21 protein-coding genes are annotated in these 18,496 nt (G+C 46.3%); 7 read left to right on the forward strand and 14 right to left on the reverse strand.

Translation table 11 applies throughout. The features are described 5' to 3' along the window. Window position 1 precedes the first annotated feature (1 nt). From YH65_RS06150 to YH65_RS06165, 4 genes are all read left to right on the forward strand, one after another. Window positions 2-1,684 carry a potassium channel family protein gene (locus YH65_RS06150; RefSeq protein ID WP_046551103.1) on the forward strand — a complete coding sequence of 561 codons (1,683 nt, stop codon included), beginning with the start codon at window positions 2-4 and terminating at the stop codon, window positions 1,682-1,684. 101 nt (window positions 1,685-1,785) lie between these two features. Further along, window positions 1,786-2,538: a TIGR01458 family HAD-type hydrolase gene (locus YH65_RS06155; RefSeq protein WP_046551104.1), complete on the forward strand. Its 753-nt coding sequence runs from the start codon at window positions 1,786-1,788 to the stop codon at window positions 2,536-2,538. 206 nt (window positions 2,539-2,744) lie between these two features. Further along, the gene (locus YH65_RS06160) at window positions 2,745-3,110 is read left to right on the forward strand and encodes a hypothetical protein (RefSeq protein ID WP_046551105.1); all 366 of its coding nucleotides are present in this window, start codon (window positions 2,745-2,747) and stop codon (window positions 3,108-3,110) included. Further along, the gene (locus YH65_RS06165; RefSeq protein WP_154806475.1) at window positions 3,043-3,660 is read left to right on the forward strand and encodes a hypothetical protein; all 618 of its coding nucleotides are present in this window, start codon (window positions 3,043-3,045) and stop codon (window positions 3,658-3,660) included. Before YH65_RS06160 ends, YH65_RS06165 begins: the two co-directional genes overlap by 68 nt. A gap of 67 nt (window positions 3,661-3,727) precedes the next feature. Here the strand turns inward: YH65_RS06165 and YH65_RS06170 are convergent, their stop codons facing one another. Then, window positions 3,728-4,198 carry a THUMP domain-containing protein gene (locus YH65_RS06170; RefSeq protein WP_169745663.1) on the reverse strand — a complete coding sequence of 157 codons (471 nt, stop codon included), beginning with the start codon at window positions 4,196-4,198 and terminating at the stop codon, window positions 3,728-3,730. A gap of 586 nt (window positions 4,199-4,784) precedes the next feature. Here YH65_RS06170 and YH65_RS11400 point away from each other — a divergent pair. Next, the gene (locus YH65_RS11400; protein WP_245609172.1) at window positions 4,785-4,925 is read left to right on the forward strand and encodes a hypothetical protein; all 141 of its coding nucleotides are present in this window, start codon (window positions 4,785-4,787) and stop codon (window positions 4,923-4,925) included. Window positions 4,926-4,938: 13 nt separating this feature from the next. Here YH65_RS11400 and YH65_RS11245 read toward each other — a convergent pair whose 3' ends face one another. From YH65_RS11245 to YH65_RS06195, 6 genes are all read right to left on the reverse strand, one after another. Continuing rightward, window positions 4,939-5,370: an Lcl C-terminal domain-containing protein gene (locus tag YH65_RS11245; protein WP_052746110.1), complete on the reverse strand. Its 432-nt coding sequence runs from the start codon at window positions 5,368-5,370 to the stop codon at window positions 4,939-4,941. Beyond that, window positions 5,367-5,819, reverse strand: a complete 453-nt coding sequence (locus YH65_RS11250) for an Lcl C-terminal domain-containing protein (RefSeq protein ID WP_052746111.1) — start codon at window positions 5,817-5,819, stop codon at window positions 5,367-5,369. Before YH65_RS11250 ends, YH65_RS11245 begins: the two co-directional genes overlap by 4 nt. 261 nt (window positions 5,820-6,080) lie before the next feature. Continuing rightward, entirely contained in the window at window positions 6,081-6,908 is an 828-nt protein-coding gene (locus YH65_RS06185) for a hypothetical protein (RefSeq protein WP_046551108.1), read from the reverse strand. 372 nt (window positions 6,909-7,280) lie between these two features. After that, window positions 7,281-7,457, reverse strand: coding sequence for a helix-turn-helix domain-containing protein (locus YH65_RS11405; protein ID WP_084722041.1), 177 nt, complete (start codon window positions 7,455-7,457; stop codon window positions 7,281-7,283). A 127-nt stretch (window positions 7,458-7,584) separates the two neighbouring features. Next, window positions 7,585-8,313, reverse strand: coding sequence for a DUF72 domain-containing protein (locus YH65_RS06190; protein WP_046551109.1), 729 nt, complete (start codon window positions 8,311-8,313; stop codon window positions 7,585-7,587). Beyond that, window positions 8,303-8,755: a YbhB/YbcL family Raf kinase inhibitor-like protein gene (locus YH65_RS06195; RefSeq protein ID WP_046551110.1), complete on the reverse strand. Its 453-nt coding sequence runs from the start codon at window positions 8,753-8,755 to the stop codon at window positions 8,303-8,305. Before YH65_RS06195 ends, YH65_RS06190 begins: the two co-directional genes overlap by 11 nt. 156 nt (window positions 8,756-8,911) lie before the next feature. Between YH65_RS06195 and YH65_RS06200 the strand changes: the two genes are divergently transcribed. Next, entirely contained in the window at window positions 8,912-9,631 is a 720-nt protein-coding gene (locus YH65_RS06200; RefSeq protein WP_169745664.1) for a DUF434 domain-containing protein, read from the forward strand. A gap of 46 nt (window positions 9,632-9,677) precedes the next feature. On the opposite strand, the gene YH65_RS06205 is transcribed toward YH65_RS06200, so the two are convergent. The 5 genes from YH65_RS06205 to YH65_RS06225 all read right to left on the reverse strand — a co-directional run bounded on the left by YH65_RS06205 (window position 9,678) and on the right by YH65_RS06225 (window position 17,085). Further along, window positions 9,678-10,484, reverse strand: a complete 807-nt coding sequence (locus YH65_RS06205; RefSeq protein ID WP_046551112.1) for a Tle-like phospholipase domain-containing protein — start codon at window positions 10,482-10,484, stop codon at window positions 9,678-9,680. A gap of 229 nt (window positions 10,485-10,713) precedes the next feature. Further along, a complete protein-coding gene (locus tag YH65_RS06210; protein ID WP_046551113.1) occupies window positions 10,714-11,913 on the reverse strand; it encodes an NAD(P)/FAD-dependent oxidoreductase in 1,200 nt (399 codons plus the stop codon). After that, the gene (locus YH65_RS06215) at window positions 11,913-14,030 is read right to left on the reverse strand and encodes a 3-hydroxyacyl-CoA dehydrogenase NAD-binding domain-containing protein (protein ID WP_046551114.1); all 2,118 of its coding nucleotides are present in this window, start codon (window positions 14,028-14,030) and stop codon (window positions 11,913-11,915) included. The genes YH65_RS06210 and YH65_RS06215 overlap by 1 nt, the downstream gene beginning before the upstream one ends. After that, window positions 14,030-15,343, reverse strand: coding sequence for a thiolase family protein (locus tag YH65_RS06220; RefSeq protein WP_046551115.1), 1,314 nt, complete (start codon window positions 15,341-15,343; stop codon window positions 14,030-14,032). Before YH65_RS06220 ends, YH65_RS06215 begins: the two co-directional genes overlap by 1 nt. Next, window positions 15,340-17,085 carry an AMP-dependent synthetase/ligase gene (locus YH65_RS06225; RefSeq protein ID WP_046551116.1) on the reverse strand — a complete coding sequence of 582 codons (1,746 nt, stop codon included), beginning with the start codon at window positions 17,083-17,085 and terminating at the stop codon, window positions 15,340-15,342. Before YH65_RS06225 ends, YH65_RS06220 begins: the two co-directional genes overlap by 4 nt. A 131-nt stretch (window positions 17,086-17,216) precedes the next feature. On the opposite strand from YH65_RS06225, the gene YH65_RS06230 reads away from it, so the two are divergent. Next, window positions 17,217-17,747, forward strand: a complete 531-nt coding sequence (locus YH65_RS06230; RefSeq protein WP_046551117.1) for a putative iron-sulfur cluster-binding metallochaperone — start codon at window positions 17,217-17,219, stop codon at window positions 17,745-17,747. Here the strand turns inward: YH65_RS06230 and YH65_RS06235 are convergent. Next, on the reverse strand, window positions 17,744-18,157 hold the full coding sequence (locus YH65_RS06235) for an arsenate reductase ArsC (protein ID WP_046551118.1): 414 nt from the start codon (window positions 18,155-18,157) through the stop codon (window positions 17,744-17,746). The genes YH65_RS06230 and YH65_RS06235 overlap by 4 nt on opposite strands. After that, a complete protein-coding gene (locus YH65_RS06240; RefSeq protein WP_046551119.1) occupies window positions 18,154-18,477 on the reverse strand; it encodes an ArsR/SmtB family transcription factor in 324 nt (107 codons plus the stop codon). Before YH65_RS06240 ends, YH65_RS06235 begins: the two co-directional genes overlap by 4 nt. Window positions 18,478-18,496 lie beyond the last annotated feature (19 nt).

Genomic DNA, 18,496 nt, shown 5'->3' on the forward strand with positions numbered 1-18,496 from the left:
TATGGAAGGGAATAACACCATCTGGATCATTATCCGCCGAATGCGGATGCCTTTTTTGGTGATCATTGTTACGTTTGCCGTCTCCATTCTCGGACTGACCTTGATCCCGGGAATAGATGATCAGGGAAAACCGTACCATATGGGCTTTTTTGATGCATTTTATTTTGTCAGCTATATGGCTTCGACCATCGGTTTTGGAGAAGCACCCTACTCTTTTACCTACCCTCAGCGCCTCTGGGTCTCTTTTTGTATTTATCTCACAGTAATCGGGTGGTTTTACGGTATCGGCACCATTATTGCGCTTATACAGGACCAAAAACTGGCACGCGAACTTTCCATTGCACGCTTTCGAAACAAGATCTCCAAGATCAGTGAGCCCTTCATCATCATTCTGGGATACAACAATGTCACGCACAAGATCATAGACTGGCTCAACCGGGCCGCCATCCGGGTGGTGGTGATCGACAAAAATAATGAAAAGATCAACACACTGGAACTTGAAAACTTTATTCCCGAAGTACCCGCGCTCACGGCAGATGTGACACAGCCGGAGGTACTCAAACTGGCCGGTATCCATAAAAAGAACTGCGAAGGTGTCATTTCCCTCTTCGACAATGACCTTAAAAATACCAAGATCGCCCTGATGTGCCGCCTGCTGAACAAACATCTCAAGCTTGTCATCAAATCAACGACCCCCAGCCAGACGGAACACCTGCATAATCTCGGCATCCGCTATATAGAGGATCCTTTTCGTTTTATTTCAAACCGTTTCCATCTTGCTCTGACCTCTACGGATCTTTGGCTTCTGGAAATGTGGATCTTCGGGCATATTCTTAAAATACGGGACCGTGAAATACTGCCAAAGGGCAATTATATACTTTGCGGTTACGGCCGGATGGGTCAGGCACTTGGTGAATCATTGGAAAAGGCAGATATTCCCTATACCTACATCGACCTCAAATCCTCTGACTATAAAAGTAAAAAACAAAGTGCTATATTCGGGGATGCGGAAGATCATGACATCCTGCTCCAGGCAGGCGTAAAGAAAGCATCGGTCATCATCGCCGCTACCAAAGACGATCTGATCAACCTGACCATTCTCTCCACCGCAAAAAAATTCAATAAACATATCTATACCATTGCGAGAGAAAATACACTGGACGATCTCAGTATTTTTAAATCAGCACGCATCAACCGTATCTATATTCTGGAACAAATCCTTTCAGAATTTACCTATCTTTTCATCGCCCGTCCTCTTGCCTATAAATTTGTACGGCTGATCCACAGTCAAAATAACATGTGGGGAAAAACACTGATAGAAAGAATGCAGAAAAAGATCGGAGACAATCCGAAACATTTCGAGATCACTGTCAGCGAAGAACAGACCTATGCACTCTATCAGGAGTTAAAAAAGGGGACAATGATCACACTGGAGACATTGAAACGTTCGAGAGAAAATTACCAAAAACCGTTGAAACTGATCTTTCTTCTTGCCATCGATGGTGCTTCTGTCAACTTGCTCCCGGAAGACAATCTCGTGCTCAAGCCAGGAATGCAGTTTCTCATTGCATCTACTTCCGAAGCTAAAACTGACTTTGAATATATCACTAACAATTATTACGAACTTTATTATGCGATGACAGGTAAAGAAAAAGAATTTGTGTTATCCCGGATGATGCAATAGTACCCCGTTTCTTTCCAACGATATTTTACATATACATTCCACATTTTTGTTATAATATAGAGAACGAATAGACACTATCTATCTTATTTTTGGAGAGCAGGATGCAGAAGATCAAAGGATTGATTTTTGATATCGGTGGGGTATTGTATGTGGGTGACAACGCAATTACGGGTGCGGTAGAGACTGTAACTACTTTGCAAAAACGCTACCCTGTTCGATGTGTGACCAATACCACAAGACGACTGCCCGCCACAATGCTTCAAAAACTCAATGGCTTTGGCTTTGACGTAAAAGAAAAGGAGCTTTTTACTGCGCTCAATGCCACCAGGGATTTTCTCTACGCTCAGCAGGCAACAGCGCTGACCGTGTTGACAAATGAGGCGGAGTTATACTTTGCGGAGCTTCAGTCCGCCCAGCCGGATTACGTGGTGGTAGGTGATGCCCACACGAACTTTGACTACCCGCATCTCAATCGTGCTTTTCGTGCCTTGATGGATGGAGCCGAACTTATTGCCGCGGCAAAGAACAAATACTTCAAAGATGATGACGGCGTACTCTCAATGGATGCGGGAGGGTTCATTGCAGCATTGGAGTTCGCCACAGGGAAAAAAGCAGAGATCATAGGCAAACCAAGCAAGACCTTCTTTCATCTTGCTATCTCTTCAATGGGACTGAAGCCACATGAAGTACTGATGATAGGCGATGATATCGAAGCGGACATTAAAGGGGCGCAGGATGCAGGACTAAAGGCCGCTTTGGTAAAAACCGGGAAATTCCAGGAAGAAGACCTGCACAGAGAGATCAAACCCGACATTATTCTTGACTCCGTCAATGGCCTGCTTGAGGTACTGTAGCACAATACATGTTTTTTTCTAAAGTTTTATAACATATTGTCCTATCGGTTATCTCCTCTGACACACGCACAACCTCAACTTCATCAATTTGGATTTTAGGTACAATTATTTATAAAATTAGTTTTGAAATAATTGCTTTTTCTTTTACTGATTTTAATGATAGACCCCTTTGTTTTTTTAAACTATAAAACTGAAAGAGAAAAATAATGACATCAAGAGCAGCAGTTCGGCGGTATGTCGATGAATTTTTAGCAACAGGCGAGGAAGCAAATACGATCCGGACCATCTGGTACCAGATCAAGCATCAGATGCAGTCATGGCAGAAGCCTGGCCAGACCGAAGCTGACTTCAGCGAAGCGGTGACCGAAACGATCGGAGCTTACCTGTGGACCCTGTTCATCGAAGGCGATGTCGACATCTACGAGCGTCTCGATATCACATCGAGGGCACTCGAACGACGTGACCTGCCGATCATCCTGTTCTGCGAAAAGCAGTTGCCGGACTTTGGACTTCATCGCCGACGAGATCGAAGGAAGCGTGTACCTCAGCAGCGGGCAGATCCCGAACTTTGAGATCGCACAGATGGCTCGCGCCCTTCAGTCTGAGCCGGATGTGTACCTGGTCACGATGACCGACTATGATCCGGCAGGCCGGGAGATCAGTAGCAATTTCGCAAAAAAACTGCAGATGGCACTCGATGCTTTCAGCCACGGAGAGAGTGTGGTGCATCACGGCTCAGTTACCTTCGAAGACCCGCTTGAGCGCTACAACACTTACGAGCTCTCTGCCAGACAGCAGAAGAAGTGGGAAGAAGGCACTCACGGTGTGGAGCTCGATACCATCCCAAAAACAGACCGCATCGAAACCATACGGGCGACGCTTGAAAAGTTGTTGCCGCTTGAAATGTTCGAAGAGTTGAGCCTGGAGCGTGCACGCAAAGAGGAGTACACTGTACGGCTGGACAGCTCCGAGGAATATTCGCATTTGAAACAGGCTGTCAAAATGTTTAAAGAAGACATGTGGGCCAAAGTGCTTGAGCTTGACTACACATTCGATACAGACCGCTTTGAGGTCTACCGCGATCATGAAGTGGTGAAGATGACGAAAATTACAGCTTTGTGATTCACGGTATCATCATTAATTTTCAGACAATAGCATTGGAAGAAAGTCAAAGGGTCATGCGATGCTTTCAATCCAGGTGCAAAAACGCATAGCGCTCCAGATCTTCGCGCATCCAAATCGATATCCCGGCGCGGTTGGAGACAGTCTCTATATCGATGATGGCGTCGGGATCTTTGAATGAAATGGAGCCGGGAGTCCCGGCCTCCTTGAGTGCATCCAAAAGCAGGCCGCCGAGCACACTCTCCTCATCCTGCGCATGGATCTTGCCTTTGAATCCCCGGCGGTGCATGCGGATATGAAACGACTTGCCGGCCAGCTTTTCTAGCCATCCTAGTATGATCTCTTTGGCCCGGGACTCGAACTCATCGGCAGACTGGAATGTAAAGGTGCGCTGAAGCGGTACGATACGCGCAATGTCATATTTGAGGATACCTGGATCCTTACTGAACATTTCGGTCAATCTGTTGACAAACTGCTCCACATCATGGATCTTCATCACCATAATATTCATATAATCCGTACGTCTGAGCGGCCCCATCCGGCCCAGTATCTCGCATGTGCGGTCAAATCCTTCATCGCGCGCAGTGACAACTATATTCCAATCTTTCATCTATGCTCCTTACTATATAATAATCAAAAACAGTAGGTAGGCAAGTATAGCGCATTGGCTGTGAATTTGTCCAATCTGCCTTTCTGCTTCAAAGAATAAACGTGGAATATTACTGGTTCATCTGTTTTTTGTTGGGATTTTATCGGTACATTGTTTCATCATACATATTCGGTACGCGTAGGGTGTGCAACAGCACACCTTCCACACGTTATTTCACATTTATTTGGTAATTTTTATTTTAATCTGTGTGCAATTGCACACCCTACAATTCTCCCTAAAAGCCCTGTCCAAAAGAGAAGCCTTCAACGCTTTCAAGCTCTCCATCTTCTCTTTTTGGACTGATTTTACTTTTTCTGTTTTTTCTGAGATTTGGTCTAGGTATTTGACTATTTTTCTTTTGACTAAAAAAAGGAAGATAGTGACTTGTTATTGTTACCAGACCCCTAAGCTCAAGATGTATTAAGTTGTTATTGTCACCTGACCCCTATACCCCCTATACCCCGAAGTGCTCAAGGTGATCCTGAACAGTGTTAATTATGAAGGAAGAGATGCAAACATCGATTATACTGTGGATCCCGAAGTCGTCATATCTGGTGCCAGAGAGATAGAGATCATGGATGCACAGAGAACAAGCAGCGGGAAATTCATAGGGTAATTCTCTCTCTTTCTCACTCTTTCTGACTCCTCTGGGGTTTGCGTACACTCCGTACGCACCTGATATGCAGCATACGGTCCTGCCTTGTAGGCTCGGCCTCACCGTAGCGCATCGAAATTTTCCATGCCTCTTTCTTTGGGTCTCCCACAAACGGTGTAGCAGTCCAGAACCACTCATCCACACGCATGGAAAACCCGTTTTTGAGGGCTGGACGTTCTCGTCTCAGATCGACGATCGTGTAGAGCTCTTTTATCGACGGGAGTCTCCAGTCCTCAAAACCGTCAACACTAAGTTGCTTACAATAGTTACTGGCTTCCACATATGACTTCTCCACCGTAGCCACACTCTTGTTATCCTGCCAGATCAACCCGGTCTTCTCATCCAGTTTAGAAGACGCCCCGAACAACAGTGTACCCGTTACGATCAATAATAATGCGGTCTTCATTTGCTCTCCTTCTGGAATATCGCCGGAACATCTTTCACACAGCGGACCGCATGGTTGGTGCTTTTGTAACTGTAGTAGGTCTTTCCTGTACGAAAATCGATCGTCCAGGCACGCGACACATTGGGTGCGAAAGTCGTGGAGGTCCAGTACGTCCCCTCTTCCACGAACTCAAAAGCGGCATTTACCGCCGGGTCCATACGTCTGTAGTCCACGATAGAAAGCAGTTCCCTAAATGACGGCAGCCGCCAGTGTGCCATACCGTCAAGCACCAGTTTGTCACAATACGCCATAGCATCATCCCAGTCTTCCGAACTCTGCTGTGAGTCAACATTATCCTGCCAGTAGATACCGTTCTTCTTGTCCAGCACCACATCCGCCATACCCTGCGCATGAACAAAACCGCCTACACCCACCAGCATAGCGATAAAAAGAGTTTTCATTTTCTGCATATGATCTTCCATAGGTAAATTTTATCTATTATAGCAGGATTTGTTTTGATGATGCATTTGCATTACAACAGCCCAAATCACATACTTTTCTAATTTACTGCATAGGGAAAAAATATGACAAATCAACATGTTTTTCAACCTTTACCATACTACTAAGGGTCAGTCGCCACCTATTTTCGACCTCTATTTTGGATTTAAATTCGAGATATTAAAGCAGATATCATAAAAGGGGTAGGTTTCGGTTACAGTTGCATATCACCTTTATGCACTGCACACTGCAGCGACTATTCGAGAATTTTGTATCCTTTTCTCCTTCTCTTTGAGTCGATAACGTTTGGAGAGTTTTATATCAATACCGTGAGGAATAAAATCGATCTCACGCTTCATCTTCTCCACCATTGGGTCACACTTCGGATCCAAACCATACGATTCATAAAAATCGTCTATAAAATCCTTAATAGCCTCCGGTGACTCTGTCGTAAGCTTTCCATGCAGCTTATACCCTAACAGTGCTGCATCATACTTATAGGTGATCTTCGGGCTGATAAATGAAAGCAGTGAGTTTTTGAACATCGGGTAATGGAAATTGATGGGGATGTAGGACGCACCATTACGTTCCATAATAATGATTCTCTGTGTCGGAGGCAGGGTAATATATCTTGGATCAGCATGCTCTGGAAGATCGACAAGACTCAGTACCGCACGCAGTTCCTCCTTCTCTTTTGCCGCTTCCTTCTTCATTTCAATGAGCACCTGCTTTTGAATGTTCGAAGCCGAAAACCCGCGGCATCCGTCACGCATTCCCATATAGGAGATCAGACCGGTACGGCTTCTCCTGTAGTAAACACCGACGAAAAAGGCTACGGGAAATACCATACCGTCTTCCCGTATCTGTTTAGAGACACTGATAAGCACACGTTCATTCGCTGTCTCATCTTCCAGTCCCCGCTTTGCCATCCTTTTCATCGTCTTCCAGTTAAGATGGTCTTCCGGGTCTGGGAAACAGGAAACAAGTATCTCTTCGTAAACCTGCTTCAACAGTGTATAATTATATGTTTCGTGTATATTCTCTATAATCAATTTCTGCATCAATATCCTTAATTAATTATAAATCAATAAACATAATTTATAGTGATTTTAAAAAATAAGAAGTAGTATATGAAAAATAATCTTTAATTGTTTTTAAATCTATGGATATTGTCGGTCTTAGGTAGGAAAGCTAAAAGTGCTATTTCAAAATTTACAAAAAACATCTCCGAATCTTCTCAATCAGACTTTCCCCATATTCTTCACATTGTTTATCCCATGCACTTTTGCATAGCTTTTGTATTATTATATTCAATCAGCGCGTAAAAAAGTGTCTATGGTTTTGGGGTCAGTCGCCACCTGTAAATCTCACTAAAGGGAAATATGATATCGATCATGTGCTGTCCTATTCCATCTGGTTCAACTATACTTATACTAAGGGTCAGGCGTTGAATATACACTTTTGACGATCTTTGAAACAAGTGAACGGGATACACTCAAATGCTTTGCGATCTGGGCTTGTGTGTATCCGTCATCACAGGCATTGATAATACTAGTATTTCTCTCATTCCTGGTTTTACTGTCTCCGAAATGTTCCTTCAGTGTTTTCAAATAAGCAGGCTAACGCAAAGGGTCAGGCGTTGAAAATACACTTTTTATTAAACCACCTATAACTACACTCTCTGAGAAATACGTGGTGATACTAATACTATACCAAGAAGAAAAAAGTCAAAGTTATTCAGGATGCCAAAAAAACTTTTAACCTTTTGGCATCTGCCACGGCGTAACCCTGCATATCGTTATTGAAATAAATATAAGTCTCTTTACCGTTCTTTGTAAAGCCTTTTATAGTTTCTGCCCACTCCTGCAGAGCTTCGTCGCTGTAACTTCCCTGGTAATGGCCTGAAGGGCCATGCAGCCTGATATATACAAAATCACCGGTTGCAACCAAAAGAGGCTTTTTCTGCCCAAAATCATGCAGGCACAATGCCACTCTGTAGCGACGAAGCATCTCAATGATCTCGTCATCGTACCAGCTGTCGTGGCGAAACTCTATCACAAATCTATATCCTGACGGCAAAAGCTGAAGAAAGCTCTCCAGCAGCGCAGTATCTTTGTGTAAAGAAGGCGGCAATTGAAAAAGAATAGCAGCCGTCTTTTGACGGATCGGCTTGATCAGGTGCAAAAAGAGGTAAAGATCGTCTTTTATATTTTTTAACTTTTTATAATGGGTAATGACCCGCCAGGCCTTGAAAGAAAAAAGAAAATCATCCGGTGATCTTTGCGCCCAATGTTCTATGGTTTTGGCTTTTGGAAGATGGTAAAAGGTACTGTTCATCTCCACAGTTTCAAAATGCTGCACAAAATATTCAAGCCAGTGGGTTTTTGCCAAACCTTCCGGATAGAATGCACCGATCCAGTGGGGATAGTAAAAACCTGAAGTGCCGATATATGCCTTAGCGGGCATAGATCCCCATCAGTTCAGCCTCTTCTATCACATGTCCTCTCATGACCCCAAGCAGCTGCTCTTTGCTGAGACCCGGATCTAATTCAAGAGGAATATCCAGCGCATAAAGTTTGATGAAATATCTGTGAGGCCTGTCAGGAGGGCACGGGCCGCCATATCCTGTTTTTCCAAAATCGTTGATACCCTGTCTGATGCCATCAGCCAGCACCGGTGCACCGGGAATATTTTCCGGCAATCCATGCAGGTCAGAAGGTATATTGTAAGCTACCCAATGCACAAAGATACCTGCCGGAGCATCCGGATCATCCATGATCAAAGCCAGAGAACGCGTACCCTCCGGCACATTTTCAAAAACCAGAGGAATCGAAATATCACTCCCGTGACATCCATATTCAAAAGGTATCTGATCGCCGTTTTCAAAAGCAGGACTTCGTACAAACATTTTAGATCCTTTCGCATCCAGGATTTAACCCTGAAGTGCACTTTGCTTATTAAAAATCATATCAAAATTATCCTAAGCTGCTAATGGATTTTTATCGATTGTTAATTGATGCGGTATATAATAAGGGCATCTCTAATAACCCTAAATAAAAAAGGAATGTACATGCCCTTGCGCCATCGCGGTGTCCATCCCAAAGATACCGAATATTTTGCCAAAGACCAGCTGCCTAAACTTGCAACCGCTGTCAAAGAACTGTCATGGTTGCTTGGCCGGGGTTACAGCATGAAAGCCGCCTTGACACTCGTTGGTGACCATCACCAGCTTGCTACACGACAGAGGCTTGCCGTCGGCCGCATAGCCTGTACCGACGGAAAGATCGCTGCACGGCAGGCAAAATGCATCAGCCTGGAGGCGCTGAAGGAGCGTGAGGTCCTCATTGACGGATTTAACCTCATCATCACCATCGAAACCGCTCTTGGTGGCGGTGCTGTCTTCGACTGTTTGGACGGCTGCTACCGCGACCTCTCGTCCGTTTACGGCAGCTACAGACCCGTCGAAGAGACACTCCCTGCCATTGAGCTCATCGGCGATCTGCTGGCCGGCTATCATCCCGAACAGGTCCACTGGCTTTTTGACAGACCCGTCTCCAACAGCGGCAGACTTGCCGGAATGGTCCAGCATCTGGGTGATGCACACAACTGGCCCTTCACCACCGAAACGACAGACCGCACCGATGCACTGTTGACAGCGAGCAGGCACATTGTCGTTAGCTGTGACTCCGCCATACTCGACCGCACGGCACACTGGTGCAACCTGGCACGTGAAGTCATTATGCGTTCAGTTCCGGATGCATGGGTCATCGACCTGAAGGGTTGAAAATACTTACACCTTATGAGGCATGATACTCTTTACTTTGACCCCCTCATAAAGTATTTTTCTTACACAGCGCTTCATATTGACTTTCTTTTTTATGTAGTGAAGCATACATACATCTTGCAAATGCTTCAATACTGTGCTCTTTGACAGAAAGTCCTCCCAGGAAATTATAACGATATGTTTGATGTTTTATTTTTTTAAGGGTACTAAATAGTTTTCGCACAAATGTGAGAATTTCACCTGCTTCATAAATGATGGTGATAAGGTTTTCATATTGATCATAGTTTCTGTTTGCAAATACCCGGGGAGAAGGATGAAACACAACAGCATCTACATCTTTGTTTAAAAGTGAAATATGCATAGCAAGACCGCCTCCTAAAGAGTGTCCTGTGGTCATAATGGTTTTTCCAGGATACTCAGATAAAACATATTTGAAAAGTTCATCTGCATCTCCATATTGACCATCTAAATCAATATCTGTATTTCCATATTTCCAATCATTTTTATCATCTGTTCCCCGAAAAGCAATCACAACTCTTTTTTCATCATCCGAAACATATATATCTGCACTGAAACCATGTTGGTTTATCATTCTTTTGGTGCGTTTCCAACCCGGAATATCTATTTGCACTTTTCTATTGTAGGCATTGGATGACATGATGGCATATACGTAGGATTCTTGAGATACTGTATTTAATATATTGATATCTTCTTTAAAAATACCAAAGCGTGTATTGTAGGAACATTTACACTTTTCCAAAGATTTTTTATCTGACAGTAAAGTGGAAATATTCTGTGTTTCAGGTATTTTTACTTCTTTGAATATTCCATTTTTTTCGTTTTTTGATGACATAACGATTTTTCTCCTTTTATTTTAGATTCTATGCCCTTTTTAAACACATAGACATGTTTTAATTATACATCAATTTTGTTGGTGTATAGAAACATAGTGATGCTAATACTATTTATTTTTTATCATCAATTTCTACCAGGGACTTGGATCACCGGAGATGCCCTAAAACGTTTTATAGAGGATGGCGCCTTTAAAGGTTGAATTGGACAAATCGTTGTTGTTGAATACGTCAGATCTCACAATGGTCCATCTTCCTGAAGCCCTGACGGGCCCGCCACCAGAGCGGCCATTTGTAGAGGCGTTCTATGAGTTTTTTGACCAGGTAGGCGGCATATCCGTTGATGCGTATCCACCCCAGGTCTATTGTGGCGTAGCTGCCGCCAAGGGCAATGGCGATACCGTCGATCCTCAGGTCGGCCTTTTTGGGTTTTTCATCCTGTACAGTGCGCATAATGTTCAACGCTGCGGTATCGCCGCTCTGTATGGCTGTCTGCGCGGTGGGAGGAAGAGCCTTTCCCTTTCTGTCATGCAGTGCTGCCACATCGCCTGCAAAATAGACGGATGCATCTGAGGGAGAGCGCAGGTATGCATCGACAAGGAAGCGGCCTTTTTCGTTCCTGGGCAGGGAAAGAGAGGAGAGCACGGGTGCAACGACCGTACCTCCCGCGAAGATCATAAAGTCGAACCCGATCTTTGCACCGTCGCTCAGACAGACTTCGTGCTCGTGTATTGCAGTGATGCGGCATTGGGTGTGGAGATTGACACGCAGTCTCTTCAGCCGATTGGTCGCCGTAGCAATGACAGCGGGATGCATACCGAAAAGCACCGTCTCCCTGCTGACGATAAGATGAATATGCAGGCAGGCGCAGCAGAGCGTATTGCTCCGGTAGTAGCGGTTGAAAAAGTGCTGCATGTCTGCCGCGATCTCCACGCCGGAAAGCCCTGCCCCACCGATGACGATATTGAAATTCTCTTTGGCTTTTTTATCCGACTCCAGCCGCTTGTACAGCTCATTTTCAAAGAACTGTTTCAGGCGCAAGGCACCTCTGAGGCTTTTAGGGCCGCTTGCATAATTCTCTATATCGGCGTCACTTTCAAACTTTCTGCTGACACTGCCAAGTCCGACCACGAGAGAATCGTAAGTGATTTCACTTTCTTCAAGGAGGATCCGCTTCGCTTCATTTTCGACTGCCCGTACTTCACTCTGAACAAAAGTCACATTGTCATAATAGGCACACAAGGCATGCAGACTGACGATCGTCTCTTCAAAAGGGATGCTTCCGCTGATGAGATCGTACCCTTCGGTCTGCAGGAAATGGTACGGGTGCCTGTCGACAAGTGTGACACCAATACCCGGTTTATCCGCGAGCCTCCGCATAGCTGAAAGCCCTGCGTAACTAGCCCCCACAATGACCACATGATGCTTCATTACCCTGCCTCACTGTAGAATGTTTGCTGCTTTTGAGCCATCTTCACAAGCAGTGCCGCGGGTTCAAAACGGCTTCCAAAGGTCTGGCTCAGGACATGAAGTCTCTCGACGATCTCTTCAATACCCTCTGCATCCGCATAACGTAAAAGACCGCCCCTGAATGCAGGGAAACCGGTTCCCAGTACCATAGCCATATCGAGATAGCGTGCAGTGGAAACCACGTTCTCTTCCAGGCATCGTGCCGCTTCGTTCACCATAATAAGGATGGCTCTGTCCAAAATGACATGATCTTCAAGCGTTATGCTTTGTGACTGAAGTCTTTTAATTTCGTCATTGACTGAATGTCTTTTACCTTTATGCACGTAGAAACCCGTACCCGTTTTCTTTCCCAGCCACTTCATCTCTGTCATTTTGGCAAGGATGCCGGAGGGTTGCATTCTCTCTCCGTAGGCATCATAGAGAATGGCTGAGACCTTTTCGCCGATATCTATGCCCACTTCATCCGCAAGCGTGAACGGCCCCATCGGCATACCGAAGTCACTCAGTACACTGTCTATGCGTGCCACACTCTCACCCTCTTCGAACATTTTCGCCGATTCATTGAGGTAGGGAAGCAGGATCCTGTTGACCAGGAAGCCGGCACTCTCTTTGACCTTGATGGGTGTCTTACCAAGTTTTTTTGCCAAAGCGACCACAGTAGCGATCGTCTTTGGTTTTGTTTTCTTCCCGGCAATTACTTCCACCAGCGGCATTTTTGCCACAGGGTTGAAAAAATGCATACCTACAAAACGCCCGGGGTGTTCCGTCTCTTCTACCAGACCGCTAATAGCCAGGGAAGAGGTATTGGTAGCGATGATACACTCCTCACTTACCCTCTGTTCAAGTGCCCGGTAGATACCCTTTTTTACCCCGGCGTCTTCACTGACCGCTTCAATAATGATGTCGACCTTAGCGAACCCTTCCATCGTTGTCGTGTAGGTGACCCTGTCCATTTTCAGGCCAATCTCACGCTCGGTGAGACGCCCTCTTTTTTTAATACTTTCAAAGTTCGCTCTCATTTTGGAGAGTGCTTCCGCGATACTCTGCATTTTCCGAGCCCCAAGCCTGACAGGAATGTTATGGCTGGCAAGGGCCCACGCTATGCCTGATCCCATGGTACCCACACCCATGACAGCCGCACTCTCAATGCTGCGAGGCTTGGCCTTTGAGAAGCTCTCTTTTTTAAGTGCTTCGGAGGTGAAAAAGAGCTCTATGAGGTTTTTGGATATCTGGCCGGTCGCCAGAGGCTCGAAGGCTTCAAGCTCCACTTTCAGACCTTCCTGAAGCGGCATGGTCAGTGTCTTCTCCATGACATTGATCGTTTCGATCGGTGCGGGGTAATGCCCCTGTGTTTTTTTCAGCACTTCACTTTTTGCCATAGAGGCAATAAGTATTTTGACAGGTGTGATCGTCTCATACCATTTTATTCCCTGCCGTGTCAGGGCCACCTTCGCTTCAAGTTTGCCTGCAAGAATATCTCTGATGAACTCCTCTTTTTTGAACCCGAGATACCCGCTGGGTACGGAGGCATCGACCAGCCCGAGTTTCAGGGCCTTGTCCCCTTTGAGTCTTTTGGAAGCGGTGATGAGTTCGATCGCTTTGGCAAAACCGACAAGTTCAGGAAGTCTCTGTGTTCCGCCAAGCCCGGGAATGATACCAAGGCCCACTTCCACCAGCCCGATACGTGTATGCGCTGCATTGGTCGCTACACGGTAAGCACAGGCCAGGGCAAGTTCCAGACCCCCGCCTAGACAGGCACCGTCTATCATGGCGACCGTAGGGAACGGCAGGTTTTCCAGACGGTTGAAAATCTCCTGCCCCTGACGCAGTTTCTCCGCAGTCTCACCCGGATCTTTGAATGCCTTGATCTCTTTGATATCCGCACCGGCGATGAAAATATCCTCTTTGGCACTCTCTACGAAGAGGGCTTTGATACTCCGGTCATCCTGCATCCGGACAAGATGCTGTTCCAGTTCATACAGGGCATCGAAACAGAGTACATTGAGAGAGGAATCAGGGGTGTCGAATGTAAGTGTAGCTATGCCTCTCTCATCTATGTTTAAATTAAAATATTTCATTATTCCACCTCCAGTAAGAGTGAAGCACCCTGCCCGCCGCCGATACACAAAGTCGCCAGCCCGCGCTGCAGGCCACGCTGTCTGAGCTCATGCAGCACAGTGATCACCAACCTTGTTCCGGTCATTCCGACTGGATGCCCCAGTGCTACGGCACCTCCGTTGACATTCAGGATATCGGGGTCAATGGCACCGACCGCTTTTCTGTCGCCAAAATGCGCTTTGGCGAACGCTTTGGAGGCAAAAGCCCTTTCACAGGCAATGACTTGAGCAGCAAAGGCTTCATTGATCTCCATGATTTCGATATCTTTCATACCTAGACCTGTCTGGGCAAAAAGTTTGTGTGTCGAAAAGACAGGGCCCAGCCCCATGCGTTTGGGTTCAAGTCCGGAGTAGGCATGGTCGCGCAGGTAGCCCAGAGGTTCAAAACCTCTTTTTTTGGCTTCACTCTCGCCCATCAGTACCACGCCCGCAGCTGCATCCGTGATCTGCGAAGAGTTACCCGCCGTCACCGTTCCGTTCTTTCGGTCGAAGAAAGGCTTCAGTCGTGCCAGTTTTTCCAATGTCTGTCCTTCGCGTATACCGTCGTCATAGTCCAGATACTTTCCGGCATACTCATCATAGACGACCGGCATACTCTCCAGCGCAAAACGGCCGTTCTCTTTGGCCTTTGCCGCTTTTTGATGGCTCAGCAGAGAAAAGAGGTCCTGTTCCTCCCTGCTGATACCGAAATCCTGCGCCAGGACTTCTGCCGTAGAACCCATCAACAGTCCACTGACCGGATCGGTCAGCCCGGACATCAGGCCAACGATCGGCTTGAGGTAAGCCGGCCTAAAACCCATCAGGGTACGCAGTTTGTCAAAGAGAGTTTTGGATGCTGCCAGTTTGGTGAACAGTGATGTCATCTTCTTGTTATAGACCAGTGGAATATTGGACATAGACTCCACGCCGCCGCAGACATATACCCTGCCCTCTCCCGCATGGATCCGGGAAGCCGCCGTGGTGATGGACTCCATACCCGAGGCACAGTTTCGGTGTACGGTCAAAGCGGGGGTCGCTTCGGGAAAACCCGCACGCAGTGCGATGACCCTTGCAATATTCGCTGCATGGATGGGCTGTGCGACATTACCTATGATGACCTCATCCACCTCGTTCACATCAACGGGAGAACGCATCATCAGTTCACGGAACAGTACCGCACCCAGCCGGTCTGCCTGCATCTTCGCAAACCGTCCGCCCGCTCTTGCCATGGGGGTACGCAGTCCTGTTATGATCGCGATACGTTCCGTTTGTGCTTTCGTTTTTTTAGTACTCATAGATGATCCTTGTACATTTCGTTTATCTCATCCCGGTAACACTTCATCAGTTTTTTCTTTCCCAGTTTCATCGAAGGGGTCAAATGTCCTTCTTCTATGCTGAGAACATCGGAGATCACCCTGTATTCACGTATCTTTTCCCAGTGGTTGAGCTTTTTGTTGAGTTTGGCTATGAATCTGTCCGTCATCTTTTTGAACTTTTCGGATTCGAGCGCTTTGCGCGGTGTCTTGTTCATCTCTTTTGCCAGACGGCCCAGAAACTCATGTTCTATGAACAGCAGCGCCGCCGTATAAGGCTTCTCTTCCCCAATGACAAGCGCGTATTCGAACCATCCTTTTCCGGTGAGAGCCTGCTCTATAAAGACCGAAGAGACGAATTCTCCTGTGGAGGTTTTGAAGCGTTCGCCTTTTCTTCCGGTGATACTCACGTACCCCTCTTCGTCTATACATGCAAGGTCACCTGTATACAGCCAACCGTCCGCATCTATCGCTTTGGCGGTAGTTTCAGGGTCATTATGGTAGCCCCTCATAATACTGGGACCCCGTGCCAGCAGTTCCCCTTCGTCACTGACTTTCACTTCGACGCCAGGAAAGGCTTTGCCGCAGGTACCGACCTTGTTGTTGCCAGGATAGTTCGCACAGATGACCGGGCTGGATTCTGTCAATCCGTATCCCTGATAGATCGGAATACCTATATTGAGATAAAATCGGTACATTGCATCTGACAGAGCAGTGCCTCCGCTTATCATCATGCGCATCCGTAATCCCATTGCCCGGCGCAGTTTTTTATAGACCAGGGTATCAAAAACCCTGTCCATCAGGGTTACTTTTGCAAATAGATCTCTATTCGTTGCACGGTGAAAGGAAAGAAACACAATACATTGTTTCAGAAAGTTTCCTTCCATGGCCTTGCGTTTCATCTTGAAAAAAACTTTCTCAAGCAGTCTCGGTACCACCGTCATGACCGTAGGGTTGACCTCTTTAAGCAGGCCACCCACATTTTTGACATCATCCACAAAATAGATACTCAGTTCACGGTAAAGGTAGAAATGCATTACCATACGCTCGAAGATGTGCGCAAGCGGCAGCAGTGACAGAGCAACATCCACCTCTCTGTTAAAATAGTAATTCTGCGCTGTAGCATGGATCTGGCAGATGAGATTCCTGTGCGTCAGTTCTACCCCTTTGGGTGTACCGGAAGTCCCTGAGGTATAGACTATCGTTGCCAGATCATAAGGATGCAGCTGACAGATCAGTGTATTGAAAAGAGATGGCTTTTCCTTCTCTGTTTTTTTGCCATTTTCTACAAACTGGTCAAGGGTATGGTATCCGGAGACATCCGAAAGATAAATAACCTCTACACCCCCGGCTACACGGTTGATGATCTCTTCCTGTGCACTGTTTTCAATGAAAACAGTTTCTATATCGGCATCGAGTATCTGATAATAGAGGTTTTTTGAAGAAATATTGGTAAAAAGAGGCACACCGACCGCACCACTGAGCATTAAAGCATAGTCTATCATAAGCCAGTAGGATGAAGGAGACACCGCGATACCTATCTGTTTGCCTTGCCATCCGCTCCGATGAAAAGCCAGAGCGAGATAACGTACCGTGAGAAGGAAGTCTTTCTTGGAAATATTCCGATAGGCATCATCGACACGGTCATGCAGAAAATTTTCCTTGGGAGGCTGCTGTTCCAGATAACGGTAAAGTTCACCAAAATGGGTAATTCGGTTCATCATAGCATCTCCTTTTCAAGAAGCTCACTGTGCCAGTATAGAAAAGATGTGTGCATTTAATGTGTATCGGAACCCTACACAAATATTTCACACAAAACCATGTATAATCGGTAAAATTCAAAAAAGGATCTCAGATGTTCACTTTTAAACCGGCAAAAGAGAAAAAACCAGAGAGTTGCTGCAGTACCCGGAAGGAAGAATCCTGTGATACGGAAGCCCATAACTGTTGTACACCTCAGCCTAAAGGCAAGGTGGCCTGTCCATCCTGCGGAGAAAAAGCAAAAGGGGTTCTCGGCAAAACCCTGGAACATCTCCTTTCCAACGAAGCCAAGGCAGGCCTGAGCTGTCTGGATGGTTTTTACTACTGCAAGACACCCACCTGCAAAGTGATCTACTTCAGGGGAGAAGAGATACTGACACAGCATGACGTCTCTGTGACCGTAGGCCTCAAGGAAGGTGCCTCACCTGCCACGGTATGCTACTGCTTCGGCTGGACAAAAGAGAAGATAGAAAAAGAGCTTGAAGAGACGGGGAAAACGGATGCCCTTGCGGATATCAAAGCCAGGATGGAAGATCCCGGATGCTCCTGTGAGATACTCAACCCAAGCGGCGGGTGCTGCCTGGGGGATGTGGGCAACGCGATCAAGGAGATCGAAACCCGTTAGCTGCAAAGTTCTTTTTTAATGATGGGAAGAAGCTCTTTTTCTATGAGGTCGTAGGTCTTGGCATACTCCTCATCAGCTTTGCCGCTTGGGTCTTCAAAACCAACATGGATCGTTTTGACCGCTTTGGGGAACATCGGGCAGGTCTCTTTGGCTGCGTCGCATACCGTCACCACAAGATCGAACGGTGTATCAAGTACCGTTTCTATGACCTTGGAGTGATACTCGTTCCTCCATTCTCCTTTGGATTCCAGAAGCGCTTTGGCATGAGGATTCACCTTCCCGCTGGCTTTGACACCCGAACTCTGTGCCTCAACGCAGTCTCCGAGTTTTGCGTTGATCATCGCTTCAGCCATAATGGAACGGCAGCTGTTTCCTGTACAAAGTATAAGTACCTTTTTTTTATTGTTCATATTTTACATTCTCCTGTTTGTGATAGTTTTTGAAGCGGCGGCAGTTCGATGTCGAGATGACGGATCTCCTCGATCGCTTCGGACCTGAACCTGTCAAGCGGTGAACGGATGGAATAATACGCCCACGTCCCCTTGCGATCCACACGTAAAAAGCCTGCCTCTTTTAAGATTTTAAGATGTCGTGAGAGGCGTGACTGTATCATGTCAAGCGAGGCTTGAAGGTCACAGACACATAATTCTCCATAGGTATCAAAAAAACGCAACAGAAGCACACGTGTTTCATCATTTAGAGCTGAAACCGTCTTTAAAAAATCTTCCATATCCATACTGCCTTATTTA

The sequence above is a fragment of the Sulfurovum lithotrophicum genome (assembly GCF_000987835.1).
Classification (GTDB): domain Bacteria; phylum Campylobacterota; class Campylobacteria; order Campylobacterales; family Sulfurovaceae; genus Sulfurovum; species Sulfurovum lithotrophicum.